Origin of the sequence: Streptomyces sp. NPDC058872 (assembly GCF_042743065.1) — a bacterium.
Lineage (GTDB): Bacteria > Actinomycetota > Actinomycetes > Streptomycetales > Streptomycetaceae > Streptomyces.
Window position 1 is genome coordinate 114658 of the sequence record NZ_JBHYMK010000018.1, and the last position, 21912, is coordinate 136569.

17 protein-coding genes are annotated in these 21912 nt (G+C 72.3%); 11 read left to right on the forward strand and 6 right to left on the reverse strand.

Annotation, left to right across the window (positions count from 1 at the left end; genetic code table 11):
- Window positions 1-25: 25 nt before the first annotated feature.
- Window positions 26-2464 (reverse strand): glycoside hydrolase family 3 protein, encoded by a 2439-nt coding sequence (locus ACFW22_RS14535; protein WP_386403171.1) that lies wholly within the window; start codon window positions 2462-2464, stop codon window positions 26-28.
- 159 nt (window positions 2465-2623) lie between these two features.
- Between ACFW22_RS14535 and ACFW22_RS14540 the strand changes: the two genes are divergently transcribed.
- The 3 genes from ACFW22_RS14540 (at window position 2624) to ACFW22_RS14550 (ending at window position 4928) form a co-directional block, all read left to right on the forward strand.
- Window positions 2624-3202, forward strand: a complete 579-nt coding sequence (locus ACFW22_RS14540; RefSeq protein WP_386403174.1) for a TetR/AcrR family transcriptional regulator — start codon at window positions 2624-2626, stop codon at window positions 3200-3202.
- Window positions 3203-3273: 71 nt separating this feature from the next.
- Window positions 3274-4182 (forward strand): LysR family transcriptional regulator, encoded by a 909-nt coding sequence (locus ACFW22_RS14545; protein ID WP_386403177.1) that lies wholly within the window; start codon window positions 3274-3276, stop codon window positions 4180-4182.
- A 32-nt stretch (window positions 4183-4214) separates the two neighbouring features.
- Window positions 4215-4928, forward strand: a complete 714-nt coding sequence (locus ACFW22_RS14550) for a carbon-nitrogen hydrolase family protein (protein WP_386403180.1) — start codon at window positions 4215-4217, stop codon at window positions 4926-4928.
- A gap of 112 nt (window positions 4929-5040) precedes the next feature.
- Here ACFW22_RS14550 and ACFW22_RS14555 read toward each other — a convergent pair whose 3' ends face one another.
- Window positions 5041-7233 carry a M4 family metallopeptidase gene (locus tag ACFW22_RS14555; RefSeq protein ID WP_386403183.1) on the reverse strand — a complete coding sequence of 731 codons (2193 nt, stop codon included), beginning with the start codon at window positions 7231-7233 and terminating at the stop codon, window positions 5041-5043.
- Between the two features lie 143 nt (window positions 7234-7376).
- Between ACFW22_RS14555 and ACFW22_RS14560 the strand changes: the two genes are divergently transcribed.
- Window positions 7377-8339 carry a LysR family transcriptional regulator gene (locus tag ACFW22_RS14560; RefSeq protein ID WP_386403186.1) on the forward strand — a complete coding sequence of 321 codons (963 nt, stop codon included), beginning with the start codon at window positions 7377-7379 and terminating at the stop codon, window positions 8337-8339.
- Between the two features lie 194 nt (window positions 8340-8533).
- Here the strand turns inward: ACFW22_RS14560 and ACFW22_RS14565 are convergent, their stop codons facing one another.
- Window positions 8534-9433 (reverse strand): chitosanase, encoded by a 900-nt coding sequence (locus ACFW22_RS14565; RefSeq protein ID WP_386403189.1) that lies wholly within the window; start codon window positions 9431-9433, stop codon window positions 8534-8536.
- 497 nt (window positions 9434-9930) lie between these two features.
- Here ACFW22_RS14565 and ACFW22_RS14570 point away from each other — a divergent pair, with 497 nt between their 5' ends.
- The 3 genes from ACFW22_RS14570 (at window position 9931) to ACFW22_RS14580 (ending at window position 14299) form a co-directional block, all read left to right on the forward strand.
- Complete coding sequence (locus tag ACFW22_RS14570; protein WP_386403192.1) at window positions 9931-10863, forward strand: hypothetical protein; 933 nt, start codon at window positions 9931-9933, stop codon at window positions 10861-10863.
- A 116-nt stretch (window positions 10864-10979) separates the two neighbouring features.
- A complete protein-coding gene (locus tag ACFW22_RS14575) occupies window positions 10980-13070 on the forward strand; it encodes a bifunctional polysaccharide deacetylase/glycosyltransferase family 2 protein (RefSeq protein ID WP_386403240.1) in 2091 nt (696 codons plus the stop codon).
- Complete coding sequence (locus tag ACFW22_RS14580; protein ID WP_386403195.1) at window positions 13067-14299, forward strand: acyltransferase; 1233 nt, start codon at window positions 13067-13069, stop codon at window positions 14297-14299. Before ACFW22_RS14575 ends, ACFW22_RS14580 begins: the two co-directional genes overlap by 4 nt.
- 112 nt (window positions 14300-14411) lie before the next feature.
- Here ACFW22_RS14580 and ACFW22_RS14585 read toward each other — a convergent pair whose 3' ends face one another.
- The 3 genes from ACFW22_RS14585 to ACFW22_RS14595 all read right to left on the reverse strand — a co-directional run bounded on the left by ACFW22_RS14585 (window position 14412) and on the right by ACFW22_RS14595 (window position 16923).
- The gene (locus ACFW22_RS14585; protein ID WP_386403198.1) at window positions 14412-15251 is read right to left on the reverse strand and encodes an EI24 domain-containing protein; all 840 of its coding nucleotides are present in this window, start codon (window positions 15249-15251) and stop codon (window positions 14412-14414) included.
- Between the two features lie 165 nt (window positions 15252-15416).
- Entirely contained in the window at window positions 15417-15839 is a 423-nt protein-coding gene (locus tag ACFW22_RS14590; RefSeq protein WP_386403201.1) for an organic hydroperoxide resistance protein, read from the reverse strand.
- 64 nt (window positions 15840-15903) lie between these two features.
- Complete coding sequence (locus ACFW22_RS14595; protein WP_386403204.1) at window positions 15904-16923, reverse strand: NADP-dependent oxidoreductase; 1020 nt, start codon at window positions 16921-16923, stop codon at window positions 15904-15906.
- Between the two features lie 114 nt (window positions 16924-17037).
- Here ACFW22_RS14595 and ACFW22_RS14600 point away from each other — a divergent pair, with 114 nt between their 5' ends.
- From ACFW22_RS14600 to ACFW22_RS14615, 4 genes are all read left to right on the forward strand, one after another.
- Window positions 17038-17472 carry a MarR family winged helix-turn-helix transcriptional regulator gene (locus ACFW22_RS14600; protein ID WP_386403207.1) on the forward strand — a complete coding sequence of 145 codons (435 nt, stop codon included), beginning with the start codon at window positions 17038-17040 and terminating at the stop codon, window positions 17470-17472.
- A gap of 188 nt (window positions 17473-17660) precedes the next feature.
- Window positions 17661-18722, forward strand: a complete 1062-nt coding sequence (locus ACFW22_RS14605; protein ID WP_386403210.1) for a rod shape-determining protein — start codon at window positions 17661-17663, stop codon at window positions 18720-18722.
- A gap of 38 nt (window positions 18723-18760) precedes the next feature.
- Entirely contained in the window at window positions 18761-20311 is a 1551-nt protein-coding gene (locus ACFW22_RS14610; protein ID WP_386403213.1) for a GAF domain-containing protein, read from the forward strand.
- Between the two features lie 96 nt (window positions 20312-20407).
- Window positions 20408-21853, forward strand: coding sequence for an acyl-CoA synthetase (locus tag ACFW22_RS14615; RefSeq protein WP_386403216.1), 1446 nt, complete (start codon window positions 20408-20410; stop codon window positions 21851-21853).
- The last annotated feature ends 59 nt before the right edge of the window (window positions 21854-21912 follow it).

Here is a 21912-nt window from a genome sequence, read left to right on the forward strand (position 1 = left end):
GGGCCGGTTCGCGAGGACGTCCGGGTCAGACGTCGAGGGTCGCCGTCAAACGGACGTCGACGAGGGAGCGGGCCGCGACGACCTCGTAGGAACCGGCGACGAGGGCCCAGTCGTTCTGCTCCTCGTCCCAGATCTCGAAGGCGCGGCGGGGCAGCGGAATCTCGGTCTCGACGGTCTCTCCGGGAGCGGCCTGGACGCTCGCGAAGCCGGCGAGCCAGCGGGCCGGGCGCTCCACCGCGTCGTCCACGGGGAGCAGGTAGATCTGGACCGTCTCGCGGCCCGCCCGGGTGCCGGTGTTGGTGATCCGCACGGTGACCGCGCCGGGGGCCGCGCGCAGGGAGTCGTACGACCAGTCGGTGTACCCCAGGCCGTGGCCGAAGGGGTACGCGGGTGCGGCGCCGGCCTCGTCCCAGGCGCGGTAGCCGATGGCGATGCCCTCGGCGTAGTGCAGCGCACCGTCGGTCGGGGTGACCTCGGTGACGGGGACCTCGGCGAGGGTCCCGGGCCAGGTGGTGGGGAGGCGACCGCCGGGCTCCTCCACGCCGGTGAGGACGTCGGCCAGGGCGGCTCCGCCCTCCTGACCGGGGAACCAGCCGAGCAGGACCGCGGCCACTTCCTCGCGCCAGGGCAGTTCCACCGGGGAGCCGGAGTTGACGACGACGACGGTGTTCGGGTTGACCGCGGCGACGGCCCGGACCAGGTCGTCCTGGCGGCCGGGAAGGGCGAGGTCCTTGCGGTCGAAGCCCTCGGACTCGACGCGCTCGGTGGTGGCGACGACCACGACGGCGGTGTCCGCGGTGCGGGCGGCCTCCACGGCTTCGGCGATCAGTTCGTCGGGGTCACGGCGGGGACCGAGGTGGACGAAGGAGAACATGACGGCCGGCAGCGGGGTCGCGAACCCCTTGTCCAGGGTGTGGAGCAGGGACACCTCGACGGTCTCCCCCGCCGTGAGCTCCACCGTGGCGCGCTCGACCGGGGAGCCGAAGAAGGCTTCGAAGGGGTCGGTCTCGGCCCCCATGGCCTGTGTTCCCTCGAAGAGGGTTTCGCCGTCGACGGCGAGGGAGAAGGCCCCGAGACCCCGGGTGCCGAAGGCGTGCCCACCGGACTCGCGCGGGGTGAAGGTGCCGATGACCTCGATGGAGGCGAGGGCGTCGTGGGTGACGCCCTCGGGCAGGTCGTCGCCGATCCACTGGACCTGGCCGTTGGGGAGGCTGCCCTCGCCGATGACGTTTCCGGAGGCGTCGCGGCAGCGGGCCCGGAGGCTGAAGCCCCGGTCGGCGGGGGCGAGCTCGTCGCTGGGGTCGGCGCCGACCGCATAGGTCAGGGCGCCCTCGGGGAGGACGGCCGCCAGGCCGTCGAGCGGGGAGACGACGTGCTCGGGGAAGACCTGGGCGGAGCCGCCGCCGAGGACCCGGGCGTCACGGGCGGCGGCGCCGGAGAGGGCCACGGTCCGACCGGCCGCGAGGGGCAGCGCACCGCCCTCGTTCCGCACGAGGACGAAGCCGCGGCGGGCGATCTCGCGGGCGAGGGCGTCGCCGTCGACGGGGGCGGGCGGATCGGCGACGACCGGCGGGGCGCCTTCGAGCGCGCCGACGCGGGCGGCGAGCCGCAGGACGTTGCGCACGGCCGTGTCGACGGTGGACCCGGCGACCTCTCCGGCGCGGACCGCGGCGGCGAGGGCTTCGCCGTAGACGGTGTGGGGTCCGGGCATGGCGACGTCGAGGCCGCCCTCGATGTCGGCGGTGGTGGAGCGGGCCGCCATCCAGTCGGAGACGTTGAAGCCGTCGAAGCCCCACTCGCCGCGCAGGACCTCGTTCACCAGGTGGTGGTGCTCGGTCATGGTCACGCCGTTGACCTGGTTGTAGGCGGTCATGATGCCCCAGGGGCGGGCGTTCTTGACGATGGCTTCGAAGGGGGCGAGGTAGAGCTCGCGGAGCGGGCGCGGGGCGACCCTGTTGTCGACGGTGAAGCGGTCGGTCTCGGCGTCGTTGGCGACGAAGTGCTTGACGGTGGTGCCGACGCCACCGTCCTGGACGCCCAGGACGTAGCCGGTGCCCACCACGCCGGTGAGGTACGGGTCCTCGCTGTAGGCCTCGAAGTGACGGCCGCCGAGCGGGCTGCGGTGCAGGTTGACCGTGGGGGCGAGGAGGACGTGGACGCCCTTGCGGCGGGCCTCCTGGGCGAGGAGCCGACCGGCCCGTCGGGCCAGCTCGGGGTCCCAGGCCGCGGCGAGGGCGGTCGGCGAGGGGAGCGCGACGGACGGGTCGTCGGCGGTCCAGCGGACGCCGCGGACGCCGACCGGCCCGTCGGACATGACCAGGGACTCCAGTCCGATCTGCGGCAGGGCGGGCAGGGACCACATGTCCTGGCCGGCGAGCAACCGGGTCTTGGCGTCCAGGTCGAGCGCGCCGAGCGCCTTTTCGACGGCCGCTTCCCTCGCGGTCTCCGCGCTGTTCTCCGCCATGGCCGTACCTCCTCGTTGACGTACTGGAATGACCCCGATGCGCCCATCGTGCCCCCACCTACCTGTAGATCGGTAGGTGACGTTATCTTTTCGTTACTTCAAGGGCGGGACGAGGGAGTACGGTCCTGTCGGGACGAACCTGCGGAAGGGACCACGGCGATGGTGCGGGCCAAGAGCGAAGAGCGACGCGCGGACATCCTGCGCGCCGCCCTCGAAGTGATGGCCGAGCGGGGCTACCGGGGCGCCACCCTCGGCTCCGTGGCCGAGCGCGTCGGACTGACCCAACAGGGACTGCTCCACTACTTCCCGACGAAGGAGGCCCTGCTCGTCGCGGTCCTGGAGGAACGGGACCGCTGGGACACGAGCGGGGGCCGGGACCGCGAGGGGTGGCGGCTCGACCTCCTGGAGTCCCTCGTCGAGTACAACGCGATGCGACCCGGAATCGTGCAGACCTTCTCCGCACTGCTCGGCGAGAGCGTCACGGAGGGCCACCCGGCACGGGAGTTCTTCACCGAGCGGTACGCACAGGTGCGGGCGAACATGGCGGACGTGCTGCGCCTGGAGTTCGGCGAGCGCCTGCCGGGCGGCCTCACCCCGGAACGCGCGGCCCCGTTGCTGACGGCCGTGATGGACGGCCTCCAGTACCAGTGGCTCCTCGATCCGTCGGCGGTGGACATGCCCGGCGCCTTCCGGGACTTCCTGCGCCTGCTGCGCGGCGACCGCCCCGACGGGACCTGAGGAACGGGGACGGGAGTCCCGGCGCCCGGTCGGGCCGGGAGGGCGACGGGCCCGCGCCTAGCATGGCGACCATGCCCGCTCCCCCCGGCCCGTACGAGGCGTTCCTCACCGTCGCCCGTGCGGGGTCCTTCACCGCCGCCGCGCAGCTCCTCGGCTACACCCAGTCCGCGGTCTCGCGCCAGATCCGGTCCCTGGAGGACGAGGTCGGGGCGGAGCTCTTCGAGCGCCTGCCGCGCGGGGTGCGCCTGAGCGAGGCGGGGCGGGTGTTGGTCCCCCACGCGGAGGCCGTCCGGGACCGGCTCGCCACCGCCCGCGCCGAACTGGAGGCGCTGCGCTCCCTCGGCGGCGGGCTGTTGCGGCTCGGCAGCTTCTCCAGCGCCACGGCGAGCCTCGTGCCGCGCGCCCAGGCCGCCTTCCGGGAGCGGCACCCGGGGGTACGGGTCAGTCGGGTGGAGGGGCCCTCCGCGAAGCACCTGGGCCTGGTGGCGGCCGGGGAGGAGGACCTCGCGGTGGTCAGCCCGCCCCGGGACGCTCCCCCGACGCCGGGCGTGGTGCTGCACCACCTGCTCGACGAGCCGATGCTGGTGGCCCTGGAGCGGGGACACCGGTGTGCGGGGCGGCGTGCGGTCCGGCTCGCCGAACTCGCCGGGGAGGAGTGGATCGTCGGCCCCGAGCGCCTGGAGGACACCCTGGTCCGGCCGGCCGCCGCGGCCGGGTTCCGACCGCGGACCGGGCTGCGCGCGCACGACTGGATCGCCAAGCTCGGTGCCGTCGCGGCGGGTCTCGGCGTCACCTTGGTGCCGGCGCTCGCGGCGGCCTCGGTGCGCCCCGACGTGACCCTGATCACGGTCCACCCGGATGACGTGCCGTACCGCCGGGTCTGCGCGGCCGTCCCGCCCGCCCCCACGGTCGCGGCGGGCGCGTTCCTGTCCGTGCTGCACGAAACCACCCGGGAGCTCAGGGTCCCCGACCCCCATTGACCCTTACGCGGACGGGCGGGAGGATGATCTCCATGATCGTCGCAGCCGCCCAGTTCGCCCCGGTCGCCGGGGACGTCGACGCCAACGCCCGCACCGTCGCCGGTCTCGTCCGGGAAGCCGGGAACGCGGGGGCGCGGGTCGTGGTCTTCGCGGAGCTCTGCCTCACCGGGTACGAGCCGAGCCTGATCCGGGACTCCCCCGACCTGCTCCTGACCGAGGACGACCCCCGGCTGGACCCCGTGCGGGAGGCCTGTCGGGCCGTCGGTGCGGCGGCCGTGGTCAACGGGCCGGTGCGGACGGCCGGAGGGCGGCCCGGGATCACCACCCTCGTGATCGGCCCGGAGGGCACGCTCCTCACCCGCTACGACAAGCAGCACCTGTACGGGATCGAGGCCGAGGTCTTCGCGTCGGGTTCGACGGACGGGCGTTTCGTCCTCGACGGGGTCCGGTTCGCGACGGCCACGTGCTACGACAACCGGTTCCCCGGGTTGGCCGAGCGGGCCGCCGCAGACGGCTGCACGGCCTACCTGGCGAGTTCGGTCCTCGGCGCCGACAACGACTCGTTCGAGGAGGTGTACCCGGTGCGGGCCCGGGACTTCGGGCTGTACGTGGTGCTCGGGAACGTCCTGGGGCCCAACGAGGACGGGACCGCCGGCGGGAGGGCCGGGACCTGGGGCCCGGACGGCGGGCTGCTCTCGGACGCCGGGCCGGAGCTCCCCGGGTTCGCCCTGGCCGAGCTGCGCTGACGCGCGGGAAGCCGGGTCGCCGCGGGACATGCGGCGACCCGGCTCCGGGGAGACCGTCGCGGAACCCCCGGTCCGCAACGGCGCCCCGCCCCCTGACGGGGTGCTCAACCCCTTACGGGGCGCTCAACCCCAGCGTGTACGCACCGGAGCCGCTGTAGGCGTGGACCACGTAGCGGTAGTAGCCGGGGGTGCCGTAGTAGCTGGTGTCCTCGTCGGCGCTCGCCGTGCCGCCGACCGCCACGTCCGACCAGCCGTACCCGTTCCACTTCTGCAGGTAGAGGTCGAAGTCGCTGCCGGCCGGACCGCGCAGGCAGCCCACGTGGGTGCCGGAGGTCGCCGAGTAGTAGTACGAGCCGTCGGGCTGGGCGGCGGCCTGCCCGGACGCCAGGGTGCCCTGGTAGGTGTACTCGGTGTTGTCACAGCCACTGGGCGGCGGGGTCGTGGTGCCGACCGACAGCTGGTAGGTCACGGTGTGCGTGACGGAGCCCGTACCGGTCACGGTGATCGGGTACGTGCCGTTGGCGGTGCCCGCCGCGACCTGGACGGTCATCGTGGACGAGCCGCCCGAGGTGACCGAGGAGGGGCTGAAGGAGACGGTGACCCCGCTCGGGGCGCCGCCGGCCGAGAGCTGCACCGTCTGGGCGCTGCCACCGGTGGTGGAGGTGTTCACCGTGGAGGTGACGGAAGCGCCCGGCTGGACGGAGCCCGAGGACGGGTTCAGGGCGAGCGAGAAGTCCGGGGTCGTGGTGCCCCCGCAGTCGGTCTCGCCGGACTGGGCCGGCACGCCGACCGCGTTCCAGGCCGCCTTGACCGCGTTGCACTCGGCGCTGCCGTAGGTGTTCTTGGCGCTGGAGAGGGTCGCCTTGCGGGCCGCGAGGTGGTTCCAGGAAGAGGTCTTCATGAGCAGGGCGCCCATGAAGATCTTGCCGGCCTTCTGGATGCCGATGCCGGTCACGGAGGAGGGACCGCCGGAGCATATGGGGCTGTTGGGCTTGCCGCCGCCCGGGTTGGAGCCCTCCGCGAGCAGGTAGAACCAGTGGTTCTGCGGCCCGGCCGCCGCGTGCACCTCGGTCCCCGAGTTCAACTGGGTGTAGCAGTTGGGGTCGTTGTTGTGCAGCGAGGGGTTGTACATGTACCGGATCGGCTTGTTGTCGCCGAGGAAGTTCAGCTTCTCGCCGACCGTGTAGTCCGGGGTGTCGTTCGGGTTGTTGGCGTAGTACTCGGTGAGCGCGCCGAAGATGTCGCCCGTCGACTCGTTCAGGCCGCCGTTCTCGTTGGACGAGCCCGCGCTGCCCGGTGTCCGGTCGAAGATCTCGTGGCCGTACTCGTGGGCCACGACGTCGATGCCGGTGAGTTGGTTGGTGCCGTTCTGGTTGCGGCCGTACGTGGTCTTCGTACCGTCGTAGTACGCGTTGACCTCGCTCAGTCCGGCGCGGGCCGGGACCATGCCGCCCTGTCCGTTCTGGCCGTTGTAGCCGAACCACTCCTTGAGCATGGAGTGTTCCTTCTGCGCCGCGTACATGATGTCGACGCAGGCGGTCACCAGGTCGTTGGCGCCGTTGTTGCCCCACGGGGAGGAGCCGGTGTACGCACTGCCGTTCTGCCCGCCGCACTTGAAGCCGCCGCGGCTGGTGTCGGTCATGGAGGTGGCGGCGGTGTCGATGGTGACGTTGCCGTTGTGGTAGCCGCGGCCGTCGGCGTGCAGGATCTTGTCGGTGGCGCGGGCGATCGCCCCGGTGCGCGCGTCGACATAGGTGTCGAGGGCGCTCGGCGCGTCCTTGGCGGTGCGGCCGATGACCCGGGTGTGCCACGTCAGGACGGCCTTGTTGCCCTTGAGGAGCACGGTCAGCTCCGGGGCGCTGGCGCTCTCGACCGTGGCCAGCTGCTTCCGCGCGGTGGCGAGGGCCTTCGCGGCGGTCACCTTCGCCTTGGTGGAGAGCTTGAGGGCGGGCGCCGGGGCGCCGGTGACCTCGCGGACCTTGCCGGAGCTGTCGGAGACGACGACCGCGTCGCCGCCGACGACCGGGAGGCCGCGGTAGGTGCGCTCGTACGAGGCGTAGTAGAGGCCGTTCGACCAAGGCGTGACGGACGTCCGGACGAGCTCTTCGTCGGCTCCGTGCTGGAGTTCGTCGAGACCGCTCGCGGCGGCCTTGTCGGCGGCGGCCAGGGCGAGGGACTTGCCGTGGCCGGGAGGTGCGGGCTGCGCCTGCGGGGCCGCTGCGGCGGGGCCGGCGAGGGCGGTCGCGAGGCTCGCCGAGAGCGCCAGGGCGGCCACGGTCGCCGTGAGTCTGGTGGGGTGCAACATCTGCTCCGATCGGGTGGGGATCGTGGTGGGGGAGACGGATCGTCGCGCCGAGTATGGGCGTGGACATGGCCAGTTCGGGACATCTCACCGGGCATAAGACGCGGGTTATGGTGCGGCCGGACCGCGCTGCGTACGCTGCTGAAATGCAGCTGGAGTTGAGGCATCTTGAGGCCGTCTGCCGGATAGCGGAAGCGGGCAGTCTGGGCCGGGCGGCCGGGCGGCTCGGGGTCTCGCAGCCCGCGCTCTCGGCACAGTTGCGGCGCATCGAGAAGGTCGCCGGCGGAGAGCTCTTCCTCCGCGGTCCGCACGGCGTGGAGCCGACCCCGCTGGGCGAGTTCGTGCTCTCCAAGGCGCGGCTGGTGCTCGGCGAGATGGACGCGTTGGCCGCCGGGGCGCGCGCCGTCTCCCCGGACACCCCGCTGCGGCTCGGCTGCATCCTGCTGGTCCTGGTGGACCGGCTGCTCGGGGAGCTGGAACAGGTGATGGCGGGACAGGAGATCGCGGTCGCCGTGGAGCACTCCGCGACGACGCTGACCCGACAGCTCGGCGTGGGACGGTACGACGCCGTTCTGTTCGGAGAGGTCAACGACCACGAAGTGCCGCTGCCCCAGGGCACTTCCGCGCGCACCCTCGTGCCGAAGGAGCCGTTCTGCGTGCGCCTCTCGGCAGCGCATCCGCTGGCCGGCAAGGACCGGATCGCACTCGCCGAGCTCTCCGGCGAGTCCTGGATGACCCTGGTGGAGGACGACGACGGCGGCCCCGAGGCCCTGGTCAGCGCCTGTGAGAAGGCCGGGTTCACTCCGCTGCTGCGGCACCGGGTGGCCGACCGCAAGATGCACTACGACCTGATCGCAGCCGGTCGGGCGATCTCGATCAGCCAGCCGACGGCCCCCGCGGCGGAGGGCACGGTGCTGCGCCCCCTGGAGGGCGACCCGGTGACGGGCCGGATCCGGCTGGCCTGGAACAAGGCGGCGGTGTCCGCCCGGCACGCCGAACTGCTGTACCGGGCGGCAGCCCGTGCCTATGTGGCGAACGTCGACAACAACGCCTTCCACCGGGCGTGGTGGGACGCCCGGCCGGAGCTGCACCCGGTCCTCGACGCCTGAGCGGACCGGGGCCGGGAGGACCGGGCCGGCCGGCGCGGACCGGTCACTTCCGATTCCGCTTCTGGTTCCGCTTCCACTTCCGCTTCGGCTCGCGCTTCGGCTCGCGCTTCACGGCGGCGGAGGACGTGAGGGGGCTTCCGTGCCGCGCACGACCGTCGGATCACACCGCGGAAGGGCGCGCCGGCCCCCTGGACCTAGAGCTGGTACGCCCGTCCGTACATCTGCCACTGCAGCGGGGTGTCGAGGTCGTAGTTGCCGTCCTCAAGGAACTTGCGCAGGGCCTTGTCGACCCGACTGGTGTCGTTGTCCAACCGCTTCGCCTCGATGGCCTTGCGGTGCATGTCGAGGAAGACGTCGAGGTAGTGCTCTTCGGTTCCGCCCTCTGCCGGGGTGTCCGCCTCCGCCAGGGCGCGCTCCCTCAGGTCGTAGAAGCCGTTCGCGGTGGTGTCGGGGCCGTGGAAGACCATCGCGTCGTAGTAGATGAACTGCCCCAGGGTGCCGAGGCCGTCGAGCTTGGCCAGGCGCACCGAGGGGTCGAAGTAGACCCGGTCCCGCTCCTCCTCCTGGGCCTTGCGGAAGGCCTCGACCTCCGCTTCCGCTTGCCAGGCCGCGGTGAAGCCGGGGTCCAGACCCTCGTGCGAGTCGCTGCCGTCCACGTCGCGCAGGGCGGGGAGGTAGCGGGCCAGTCCGTTGTCGGGGTGGCCCTCGGTGTAGCGCTCGACGAGGCTGAGCAGGTCATGGGTGCCCGTGCAGAAACCGACGATTCCTGCCGTATAGCCCTGTCCGTCCCCGATGTCCTTGATGGAGCCGTACGTGCTGCGCCAGTCCACGGTGGAGTTCACGGCGCTCGCCACGATCTTCCCCGCCAACTCCTTCTTCTCCGGCGCGGCCAGGCCGGGCGGCGCATCGGCGATCGCGGCGTCGTCCGCCGAGCCCTCGGCCACCGCCTTCGCCTCCTGGCGCGACTTCGGCGCCGCGGACACGGTCGATCCGAGGGGCTCACGACCGTCCGGATGGACCGGCCCCAAGAAGTAGACAACCGCCGTCACGACGACGGGGAGGGTGACGAGGAACAGGCATCCGGCGCGTTTCATGGCGGACAGAGTAATCGCGGGTCTCGCACGGGCATGCGACGGAGGGAACCGGACCGCCCGCCGGAGCGTGTCACGGGGCGGACGGCAACCCTCCGGTCGAACCGGGAGGGCGAAGGGAAGTCGATGTGCCGTCCATATGGATGACCCCGGGAGCTACGCATCGGTAACCATTTTCGGTTGGGCTACTTTCAGCCAGGTCTCAAGCTTCACAGGAAATCCATAGCCTGCGGGAACGTCTTCTCGACGGACGCATGCGCTACCCTCATGGCCCCCGGGCACAGTGTGACAGAGGGGGCGTTCGAGCCAACGCGGGTTCGATCCTGTGAGCAGGTACGTCGACCCGGGAGCGTACGCGCGCCCGAAACTTGTCCATGGGGAAGTGCGCCGCAGTGGAGAACTGGCTCAATCACGGCCAACCTGATCAACAGGATGCCGGTCACAAGGGTGCCCGCGACACCGATCTCCGGGATCACGGCATCGCGTCGAACGGAGGCGGAATGCCGCATGACACCGACACGGCGCGACTGCCGGGAGCCGCGGACGGTTCCGGGGCCGGCGCTGCGTCCGGGCCCGTCCCGTCCGCAGGGGTGGACGTCCGGAAGCAGGGGCCCGAGGCCACGCGGCGGGACGCGTTGCGCCCGGCTGCCGACACGGACCGGACCCGACCGCTCTCCGTGACCCCCGCCCCGGTCCCCGACGCGGCCGACCAGGCGCACGACCCCAACGAGGTCACCGTCCAGCTCGACGCCGTACGGATAGGCGGCGGGGACGGCGACTGGTCGCTCCAGCCGGCCGAGGTCGTCCCCGACCCCCGTCGCGAACCCAACGGCCCCGTCTTCGTCGACGAGTCCGGCCGTCGCAGCCGGCGCTTCCGGCGCCTGGGCACCCTCGTCGGAGTCGCCTGCGCGGTCTACGCCGTGGTCATCGTGGCCACCCTGCTGACGGGCAACTCCTCCGCCCCCTGGGTGCCGCTGCCCGAGCAGCAGGAGGCCGTGCCGGCCGGACAGGGCGAAGCGTCCGCGTCCCCCACCGCGTCGACCGACCCGTCCCCCACGGAGAGCAACACCCCGTCGCCGACCACGAGCGGCGCCGGCAAGAGCACCTCGACGCCGTCCAGGACGTCCGGCCCGACGGCGAGCACCAGCGCCCCGAGCAGCCCGGCCCCCTCGCCGACCACCGGGGCGCCCACGCCGCAGACGACCGCCACCAGCGCGCAGCCCGGCACCCCCGACACGGCCACCCCCGCGCCGACCTCCCCCGCTCCCAGCGGCACGCCCACTGGCGCTCCCACGACCGCGCCGACGACCGCCGCTCCCACCAACACCCCCGACACGACCACGTCCCCCGCCGCAGGCGACCCCATGGCCCTCGGCCAGCCCGCGCCCACCGGGTCCGACGTCGCCGCCCCCTCCTCAGAGAACGTCCTGTGACCCCCTCGCGCACCCTCAGACGCCGCCCGTCCCCCCGCAGCGTCCCGGCCGGCCTCCGCCGCTCGCTGCCCCTTCGTTTCGTCCTGCCCTCGCTGCTCCTCGTCGCCGCGATCACCATGCTGATGCTCCGCGGCTACGTGCACAGCGAGATCCTCGCCGACCACCGCGTCCGCGCCGAGGCCTCGGACGACGCCGTGCCGGAAGAGGTGCTCGAAGGCGGCCCGATCATCGACACCCGCGGCGATCAGGTGACCAGCCGGAGCGTGCCCGACCACAGCCTGGTCCTCACCTTCGACGACGGCCCCGACCCCACCTGGACGCCCAAGGTGCTCGACGTGCTGAAGAAGCACAACGCGCACGGGGTGTTCTTCGTGACCGGCACCATGTCGTCGCGCCACCCCGACCTCGTCCGCCGCATGGTGGCCGAGGGCCACGAGGTCGGTCTGCACACCTTCAACCACCCGGACCTCTCCTACCAGTCCAAGCGCCGCATCGACTGGGAGCTGTCCCAGAACCAGCTGGCGCTCGTCGGCTCGGCCGGCATCCGCTCCTCCCTGTTCCGACCGCCGTACTCCTCCTTCGCCGACGCCATGGACGACGCGTCCTGGCCGGTGACCGAGTACGTCGGCAGCCTCGGCTACCTCACCGTCGTCAACAACACCGACAGCGAGGACTGGCGCCGACCGGGCGTCGGCCAGATCATCCGCAACGCCACCCCCGAGGACGGCAAGGGCGCCATCGTCCTCATGCACGACTCCGGCGGTGACCGCAGCCAGACCGTGCGCGCGCTGGACAAGTTCCTGCCCCGGATGCAGGAAGAGGGCTACCGCTTCCAGACCCTCACCGAGGCGCTCGACGCACCCAGCGCGAACACCACGGTCACCGGCCTGGAGTTGTGGAAGGGCAAGGCCTGGGTCTTCATGGTGCAGGCCTCCGACGACCTCACCGACGGCCTGGTCGTCGCGCTGGCCATCATCGGCGTGCTGGTCTTCACCCGCTTCGGCCTGATGCTCCTGCTGTCCGCGGTCCATGCGCACCGGGTCCGCCGCAAGGGCTTCCGTTGGGGGCCGAACCCGGTCACCGAACCGGTGTCGGTGCTGGTGCCGGCCTACAACGAGGCCAAGTGCATCGAGAACACCGTGCGTTCCCTCATGGACAGCGAGCACCCGATCGAGATCATCGTCATCGACGACGGTTCCAACGACGGAACGGCCCGCATCGTCGAGGACATGAACCTGCCGAACGTGCGCGTCGTGCGCCAGATGAACGCGGGCAAGCCGGCCGCGCTCAACCGGGGCGTCGTGAACGCCCAGTACGACCTGATCGTGATGATGGACGGCGACACGGTCTTCGAGCCGTCCACCGTGCGCGAGCTGGTGCAGCCCTTCGCGGACCCCCGGGTCGGCGCGGTGGCCGGCAACGCCAAGGTCGGCAACAAGGACTCGATGATCGGTGCCTGGCAGCACATCGAGTACGTGATGGGCTTCAACCTGGACCGCCGGATGTACGACATGCTGCGCTGCATGCCGACGATCCCGGGCGCGGTCGGCGCCTTCCGGCGTTCGGCACTGGAGCGGGTCGGCGGCATGAGCGACGACACGCTCGCCGAGGACACCGACATCACCATGGCACTGCACCGCGACGGCTGGCGGGTCGTGTACGCGGAGAACGCCCGCGCCTGGACCGAGGCGCCGGAGACCGTCCAGCAGTTGTGGTCGCAGCGCTACCGCTGGTCCTACGGCACGATGCAGGCGATCTGGAAGCACCGCCGCGCCGTGATCGACCGGGGCGCCTCGGGCCGCTTCGGCCGCCTGGGCCTGCCGCTGGTCTCGCTGTTCATGGTGGTGGCCCCGCTGCTGGCGCCGCTGATCGACGTGTTCCTCCTGTACGGCCTCGTCTTCGGCCCCACCGGAAAGACCGTCACCGCGTGGCTGGGGGTCCTGGCGGTCCAGGCGGTCTGCGCCGCCTACGCCTTCAAGTTGGACCGGGAGAAGATGACCCACCTCATCTCGCTGCCCCTCCAGCAGATCCTCTACCGACAGTTGATGTACGTGGTGCTGCTCCAGTCCTGGATCACCGCGCTCACCGGTGGCCGGCTGCGTTGGCAGAAGCTGCGGCGCACCGGAGTGGTGGAGGCGGCGCCGGGCGCGGTGCCGCAACAGCAGGCCGCGGGCACCGCGGAGAGCGAGCGGAGGCCCGTCGGATGACGACGCACGAGAGGACCCCGGAGACGGTGACGACAGCGGGCGCACCGACGTACTTCCCGGAGGGGGCGGGCCCGGTCTCCGCACCCGCCCCCGCCCCGACCGCCCCGAAGCCGGGTCGTGACCGCTATCTGGACCTGCTGCGTTCGATCGCGCTGGTCCGCGTGGTGACGTACCACGTCTTCGGCTGGGGCTGGCTGTCGATCGTCTTCCCCTCCATGGGCGTGATGTTCGCCCTGGCGGGCATGTTGATGGCGCGCTCGCTGGACCGCCCGGCACGCCAGGTGATCATGAGTCGGGTGCGCCGCCTCCTGCCCCCGTTGTGGGCGTTCAGCGCGGTGGCATTGACGCTGATCTTCATGAACGGCTGGAACCCGCTGAAGGACCCGGACGAGGGCGGCACCTGGGGCCTGGTCCGGCTGTTCACGTACCTGGTGCCGATCGGCGCCCCGCCGTACCCGTCCGCAGACGACTGGGCGGTGCAGGCGGCGGGACCGCTCTGGTACCTGCGCACCTACCTCTGGTTCGTGGTGGCCTCGCCCCTGCTGCTGTGGGCCTTCCGCCGCGTCCCGTGGGCGATGTTGCTGGCCCCGCTGGCGCTGACGGCGGTCATCGGAACCGGTCTGGTCACCATTCCCGGCGAGACCGGCGAGGGCGTCACCGACTTCGCGGTCTACGCCTCCTGCTGGATGCTGGGATTCGCGCACCACGACGGGCTGTTGAAGCGGATCCCGCGGTACGCAGCGGTCTCCTGGGCCTTCCTGGCGATGGCCTTCGGCCTCTGGTGGGCCTCGAACCACCTGGGCAGCGGGGGCTGGGACCTCAACGAGATCCCGCTGGCGCAGGCCACCTGGTCGTTCGGTTTCGTGGTGATCCTGCTCCAGTACTCCCCGTCCTGGCAGCAACTGCCGGGCCGACTGGCGAAGTGGGACCCGCTCGTCACCCTCTCCAACAACCGCGCGGTCACGATCTACCTGTGGCACAACCTCCTGATCGGCGTGGCGGAGCTGATCGTGAACCAGGGGTACAAGCTGCCGTTCCTGGACAGCGACCGGGGGAACGCGGCGCTCGACGCCTCCTACATGCTGTGGAGCTTCGTCGTGACCTGGCCGCTGATCGCCCTGGCGGTCCTCGCGTTCGGCTGGATCGAGGACATCGCGGCGCGGCGGCGCCCCCGGCTGTGGCCGAACGGGACCCCGAACCGGGCCGCCCGCCGCGCCCGTCGGGCGTAGCCCCGCGGACCGGACACGACGGGCCGGTGGCTCCCCCGGTGGCTCCCCGCAGGAATGCGGGGCTGCCGGGGAAGCCGCCGGCCCGTCGTCGCGTCGTCCTCCGCCCCCTTCCTCAGCGGGGGAGGTCGTGGCCCGTCCGCTCCTCCGTGGAGGGGGCGGGGGCTTCGCCTTCCCGGTCGTTCCGTCCGACGTCGCCGGCCCGGTCGTCCCCGGCCGTCCCTCCGAGCAGGTCGCGGGCCATCAGGGTGGCACCGGCGACGGCACCCGGCATCAGGAAGACGGCGACGAAGGGCACCAGGAAGGCGAGGGTCAGCGGGACGCCGAAGCCGAGGGCGGCCATCCGGCGCCCGCGGAGCAGTCCCAGCCGCTCCTTCAGCTCGATGCCGCGGCGCTGGAGCGCGACGGCCGTCAGCTCCTCCGCGAGGAAGAAGCCGGAGACGCAGAAGCCGAGGGCGGGGACCACCGTCTGACCGACCACCGGGATGAAGCCGCAGGCGAAGAGCAGCACGCCGTAGAGCGCGACCCGCAGCAGGATCCGCAGGCTGTCGCGGGCCGAGATCCACAGCTCGCGCCAGAGCGGAAGCCCGGACTCCGGAACTTCTCCGCCCGTGCTGCGGTCGACCTGCTCGGAGAGCGACTCGTAGAAGGGCTGGCCGACGAGCAGGGTCACGGCGGTGAAGGTGATGACGGCGAGGAAGAGCCCGAAGGCGAAGAGCAGGGCCGTCAGCGTGCCGCGGAAGATGCCGAGCCAGGGCGAGGTCCAGTCGTCCGCGAAGGGGGTCACCCAGGCGGCCAGGTCGTCCGCCCCGTAACCGAGGCCGACGAGCGCACCGGCGTACAGCACGAGGGTCACGAGTCCGGGCAGCAACCCGAACCCGAACCACCGCCCGTGGCGGCCCACCCATTTCTGCCCCTGCACCAAGTAGCCGAGGCCCACCCCGAGATCACGCATGGGGCCCACCCTATCGGTGGTCCGGGGAGCGCCCTTCGGGCTCCGCCCCGGACCGCCACCGGCGACGGCCGCCTCCTCGTCGGCACCGGAGGGACGGTCCCGGAAACGGAGGAGGACCGCGTCCCGGGAAGGGGCGCGGTCCTCGTCCGGTCCTGCGGGTCCGGATCAGACGGCGAGCTCGACCTTGATGTTGCCGCGGGTCGCCTTGGAGTACGGGCAGACCTGGTGGGCCTTCTCGATCAGGCTCTTGGCGGTCTCGGCGTCCACGTTCGGGATGGTCGCCGAGATCTTGACGATGATGCCGAAGCCTTCGTCGTTCTTGCCGATGCCGACCTCGGCGGTGACCGTCGCACCGGAGACGTCCGCGTTCTCGTTGCGGGCGACGACGCCGAGCGCGCCCTGGAAGCAGGCGCTGTAGCCGGCGGCGAAGAGCTGCTCGGGGTTGGTGCCCGCACCGGACCCGCCCATCGCCTTGGGCGGGTTCACCACGACGTCGAGCTGGCCGTCGTCGGTGGCGACGCGTCCGTCCCGACCGTTCTCGGCGGTGGCCACGGCGGTGTAGAGGACGTCGGACTGCTGGATGGACATGCTGGGTACTTCCTTCTGCGGTTCGCCGCGACTCGCGCCCACGATCGCGACGGCTGAGGGAAGACTAGCGGGTCGCCGAAACGACCATCTTTCCGGTGTTGTCGCCGCGCAGCAGGCCGAGGAAGGCGTCCACGCCGTTCTCGATGCCCTCGACGAAGGTCTCGCGGTGCTTCAGCCGGCCCGAGGCGAGCCAGCCGCCGACCTCCCGGACGAACTGGTCCTGCAGACCGTAGTGGTCACCGACGAGGACGCCCTGGAGCCGCAGCCGCTTGCCGATGATCATCGCCATGTTGCGCGGGCCGGGCACCGGCTCGGTGTCGTTGTACTGGGCGATCATGCCGCAGATGGTGGCGCGGCCGTGCACGTTGAGCGAGGAGATGGCGGCTTCGAGGTGGTCCCCTCCGACGTTGTCGAAGTAGACGTCGATGCCGTCCGGAGCGGCCTCGCGCAGCTGGTCCTTGACCGGGCCGTTCTTGTAGTTGAAGGCCGCGTCGAAACCGAGCTCCTCGACGAGCCACTTGACCTTCTCGTCGGAGCCGGCGGAGCCGATGACCCGCGAGGCGCCCTTGAGCTTCGCCATCTGACCGACCTGGCTGCCGACGGCACCGGCGGCTCCGGAGACGAACACGGCGTCCCCCTCCTTGAAGGAGGCCGTCTCGAAGAGACCGGCGTAGGCCGTCAGGCCGGTCATGCCGAGCACCCCGAGGTAGGCGGAGAGGGGGGCCAGCTCCGGGTCGACCTTGGTGGCGTGCTGGGCCGCGACGTCGGCGTACTCGCGCCAGCCGAGGCCGTGCAGGACGTGGTCGCCGACGGCGAACCCCTCGGCGTTGGAGGCGACGACCTCGCCGACCGCGCCGCCGTCCATGGGGTGGTCGAGCTTGAAGGGCGGGATGTAGGACTTCACGTCGTTCATCCGGCCCCGCATGTACGGGTCGACGGAGAAGTGCAGGTTGCGCACGAGGATGCGCCCCTCCGCGGGTGCGGCGACCGGCGTCTCGCGCAGGGCGAAGTCCGAGGGCACGGGCCAGCCGTGCGGACGGGCGACGAGGTGCCACTCACGGCTGGAAGCGGGAAGAACGGACATGAGCACGGCCTCCAGGAAAGCTCGAAAAGCTTGAGATCAGCAAAGGTTCACTTGCTAAAACAACCATGCTCCTAGATATTTCATGTTGTCAAGTATCTGAGTAGGATGTGACCCATGGCCACCCCACGCACGGACCCCCTGACCCTCGAAGTCGTCGAGCTCATCGGCACGGTCGTGGCGCGCTACTACGAGGAGTACGAGCAGGCGGCCTCGGAACACGCGCTGACCGGCGCCCAGGCCCGCGTCCTCGGGCTGCTCTCGCTCGATCCGCTGCCGATGCGCCACATCGCCCAGAAGCTGAAGTGCGAGCCGTCCAACATCACCGGGATCGTCGACCGCCTGGAGGCACGCGGCCTGGTCGAGCGCCACCCCGCCCCCGACGACCGGCGGGTCAAGCTGGCCGTCCCCACGGACGAGGGCCGGGACACGGCCCGCCGCCTGCGCGAGTCGCTGGACTTCGCGCGCGAGCCGCTCGGCGAGCTGAGCGAGGCCGAGCGGACCCTGCTGCGGGACCTGCTGAAGCGGATGCTGGGCACGGGCACGGCCTGACGCCCCGCCTCGGACGACCGGACCGCGGCCCGCGGACGACCGGGCCGCGCCCCTCCCGACGCCCGCGCCCGAGCCCCGGGCGGCTCATCCCAACGCGCGCCGCGCCCCGGACCGCCGGACGATGCGAACAGGACCGCGCATCGCGACCCGCCTCGCCCGTGCCAGCACCGCACTCCGGAGGATCCGCCGTGACCGTCAGCCTCGAACAGCTGCGCCGTTGCCATGTCGCCGTCGACCTGGGTGCCGCCCGCACCCGGGTCTTCGTCAAGGGCGCCGGACTCGTCGTCGACGAGCCGAGCGTCGCCGCCGTCAACACCCGTACCGGAGCGCTGATCGCCGTCGGCGCACTCGCCGAGAAGATGACCGGCCGCACCCCCGACTACATCCGGGTCGTCCGCCCGGTCTCGGGCGGCACGGTCGTCGACATCGAGATGGCCCAGCGCATGCTCCGCCACCTCCTCGGCGAGAAGCTGCGCCGGCAGCTGCGCCGCAAGCCCCGGCTCCGGGCCGCCGCCTGCACCCCGCACGACAGCGACCCGCTGGCCCAGCGGGCCGCCGTGGAAACCCTCGTCGGCCTCGGGGCACGCCGGGTCGAACTGGTCGACACCCTGATCGCGGCGGCCGTGGGCTGCGGGTTGCCCGTCGAGCAACCGACCGCGACCATGATCATGGTGTGCGGGGCGGCGACCACCCAGGTCGCGGTGCTCTCGCTCGGCGCCATCGTCACGGCGGAGCGGATGCCGGTCGGCGGCGACGCCATCGACCACGCCGTCATCCAGCACCTGCGCCACCACCACGAGCTGATGCTGCCGAGCCAGTCGGTGCGTCCGCTGCAGCTCGCCCTGAGCGGGAACGGCCTGACGGCACACGGGCCGGCGTGGACGGAGATCCACGGCCGGGACGTCGCGACGGGCCTGGCCCGCTCCGTGACGGTCGACACCGCCGCGGTGCGGGAGGCGATCCACACCCCGCTGACCGCGGTCCTCGACGGCATCGGGAAGGTGCTGCGGGACTGCCCGCCGGACCTGGTGGCCGACCTCGCGGACCGCGGAATCATGATGGTGGGCGGCAGCGCCCTGCTCCCGGGCCTCGACCAGATGCTGCGCGAGGCGACCGGGATGCCGGTCCACATCGCCGAGCGTCCCGACGTGTGTGCCGTGCTGGGCCTCGGCGCGATGCTGGAGGGCAAGGTCCAGGCGATGGTCCTGAACCCCCTGGCGGAACGGAACCCGTTCGCCGACGAGGACTGAACCGCATCAAAACGGATGATTCATACGACAATGAGACCATGACGATCATGGATGAGGGTGCCGGAGCCGCGGACACGGATGCGGACCGGAGCGCCGCACGCCTGCCCCTCCTGCTCGAAGCCGTCCTCGGCGTCGGTACGGACCTCGAACTCCGCGGCACCCTCCAGCACATCGTGGACTCCGCCACCGAGCTGACCGGGGCCCGCCACGGGGCGCTCGGGGTCATCGACCCCGAGCGGCACCGCCTCACGGACCTCTTCACCTCCGGCATGACGGAGGAGGAGCGAGGCCGGATCGTCCTCCACCCGGACGGGAGCACCGGGCTGCCCGGCACCCCGGTGCGGGGTCAGCAGCCGCCGCGGACCGGCGGGCCTGCGGACGCACCGCACTCCCCCGGACCGCTCGGGGCCCCCTCGGGCGCGCACGCCTCCCTCCACGTGCCGATCCGGGTGCACACCGAGGTCTTCGGCAACCTCCACCTCACGGAGAAGCACGGGAGCGGCTTCACCGAGGAGGACCTGGCCCTGCTGCGGGTCCTCGCCTCCCAGGCCGGGATCGCCATCGGCAACGCCCGCCTCTACGAGACGGCCCGGCAGCGGGAGCGGTGGATCGAGGGCGCCGCGGCCGTGACGACGGCCCTGCTCACCGGCGCCACCACGGAGAACGCACTGACCACCGTCGCCGAACGCGCCCGGATCCTCGCCGGGGCCGCGGCCGGGGTGGTCCTCCAACCCACCGAGGAGGGCGGCATGGAGATCGTCGCCGCGTCGACCCCGGGCGACCCGGGCGACCTGGTCGGCACGACGATCGCCCCCGGCTCGCCCGTCCTGGTCCAGCTCCTCGGCGGGGAACCGGTGTTCGTCGAGGACTCCGCGACCGACCCGCGGATGACCACCCACGTGCGGTCCCGCTTCGGGCCGTCGATGATGCTGCCGCTGCAGAGCGGCGGGAAGCTCATCGGCACCCTCGCCCTGCCCCGGCGGCGCGGCGGCCCGCCCTACTCGGCGGTGGACCGGCTGCTCGCCTCGCAGTTCGCCTCGCAGGCGGCGCTGGCCCTGGTCCTCGCGGACGCCCGGCTCGACCGGGAGCGGCTGGCGGTCTTCGAGGACCGGGACCGGATCGCCCGCGACCTCCACGACCTCGTCGTCCAGCGGCTCTTCGCCACGGAGATGATGCTGGAGTCCACCCGGCGCCGGACCGCGGACTCCTCCGACGAGGACGCGCTGCTCGGCCGCGCCGTGGACGAACTCGACTCCACGATCCAGGAGGTCCGGACGACGATCTTCGCGCTCCAGCAGCCGCCGGCGGAGGCACCGACCTCCTTCCGGGGACGGGTGCTGCGCGAAACCGGCGGCGCCGCGGCCCTGCTCGGCTTCCCCCCGTCCGTGCACTTCTCCGGTGCGGTCGACACGCTCGTGGACGAGGAGACCGCGGGACGACTGCTCGCCGTGTTGCGCGGAGCGCTCGCGGCGGCGCACCGACGGCCCGGGATCGGCAGCATCACGGTCGAGGTGTCGGCCGGGTCGGACGGCGCCCGACTGCGGGTCGAGGACGACGGCACCCCTCCCGCCACGGTGAGTTGGCCCTGAGGGATCCCGCGCGGAGCAGTCCGGCGTTCCCTGGTGGAGACGCGGGGCAGAATGCGTCCCGGCAGGCCCGTCCCCGACGCCCCAGGAGTACGCCCGGTGAGTGCGCTCTTCCCCGCCCTGACGAACCCGTCCGACCGCCCCGCACTGCGCTTCGGTCCGGACGTCCTGACCTACGCGGAGCTGGGCCGTGCCGCCGGCGCCCTCGCGGACCGCATCGGCGGCGCCGGCCGGGTGGCCGTGTGGGCGACGCCGACCGCCCGTACGGCGGTGGCGGTGGTCGCCGCCCTGCTCGCCGGGGTCCCCGCCGTGCCGCTCAATCCGCGCACCGGCGCGCGGGAACTGGCGCACGTCATCGGCGACAGCACGCCCGACGCGGTGCTCGCCGGCCCGGAGGACGAACTGCCCGTCGCACTCGCGGGGCTGCCCCGGATCGCCGTGGAGCTCACCGGGCCCGCCGTCGCCCCGCCGCCCGGACCGGTCGATCCGGAGACCCCCGCCCTGGTCGTCTACACCTCGGGCACCACCGGCGCCCCGAAGGGCGTCCTGCTCTCGCACCGGGCCGTCGCCGCTTCGCTCGATGCCCTGGCCGAGGCCTGGTCCTGGACGGCGGACGACGTCCTCGTGCACGCCCTCCCGCTGTTCCACGTCCACGGGCTGGTGCTCGGCGTCCTGGGCCCGCTGCGGCGGGGCGGCGAGCTGCGGCACCTGGGCGCGTTCTCGACGGCGGGCGTGGCGCGGGAGCTCGGGGACGGCGGCACCCTGCTGTTCGGCGTGCCGACCATGTACCACCGGCTCGCGGACGCGCTCGCCGGGGACGAGCCCCTCGTACGGGCCCTGGCGGGAGCCCGGCTCCTCGTCTCGGGGTCGGCCGCGCTGCCCCTGCACGACCACGAGCGGATCACGACCGCGACGGGCCGGACGGTGGTGGAACGGTACGGGATGACCGAGACCCTGATGAACACGAGCGTCCTGCCGGGCGCGGAACCGCGCCCGGGGACCGTCGGCGTCCCGCTGGCGGGCGTGGAGCTGCGACTGGTGGACGAGGACGGTTCCGTACGGGCGGAGCGCGACGGGGAGACGGTCGGCGAGGTGCAGGTGCGCGGGCCGAACCTCTTCTCCGGATACCTGAACCGGCCGGAGGCGACCGCCGCCGCCTTCGACGGCGACTGGTTCCGCACCGGCGACGTGGCGGTCCGCGAGGAGGACGGCGGGGTGCGCCTGGTGGGCCGGAAGGCGACGGACCTCATCAAGAGCGGCGGCTACAAGATCGGCGCGGGAGAGATCGAGAACGCGCTGCTCGACCACCCCGGGGTGCGGGAGGCCGCCGTCACGGGCGAGGCGGACCCGGACCTGGGCGAACGGATCGTGGCCTGGGTGGTGCCGCTGGACGGACGGAAGCCGCCCGCCGCGTCGGAGCTCGTCGACCACGTGGCGGGGCTGCTCGCCCCGCACAAGCGCCCCCGGGTGGTCCGCTACCTCGACGCACTGCCCCGCAACGACATGGGCAAGGTGATGAAGAAGGCGCTGCCGACGACGGGATGAGCGCACGGCGGGCACCGTCGGGGGCGGCGGTGCCCGGGACGGGGGGCCGCCCCCGTCCC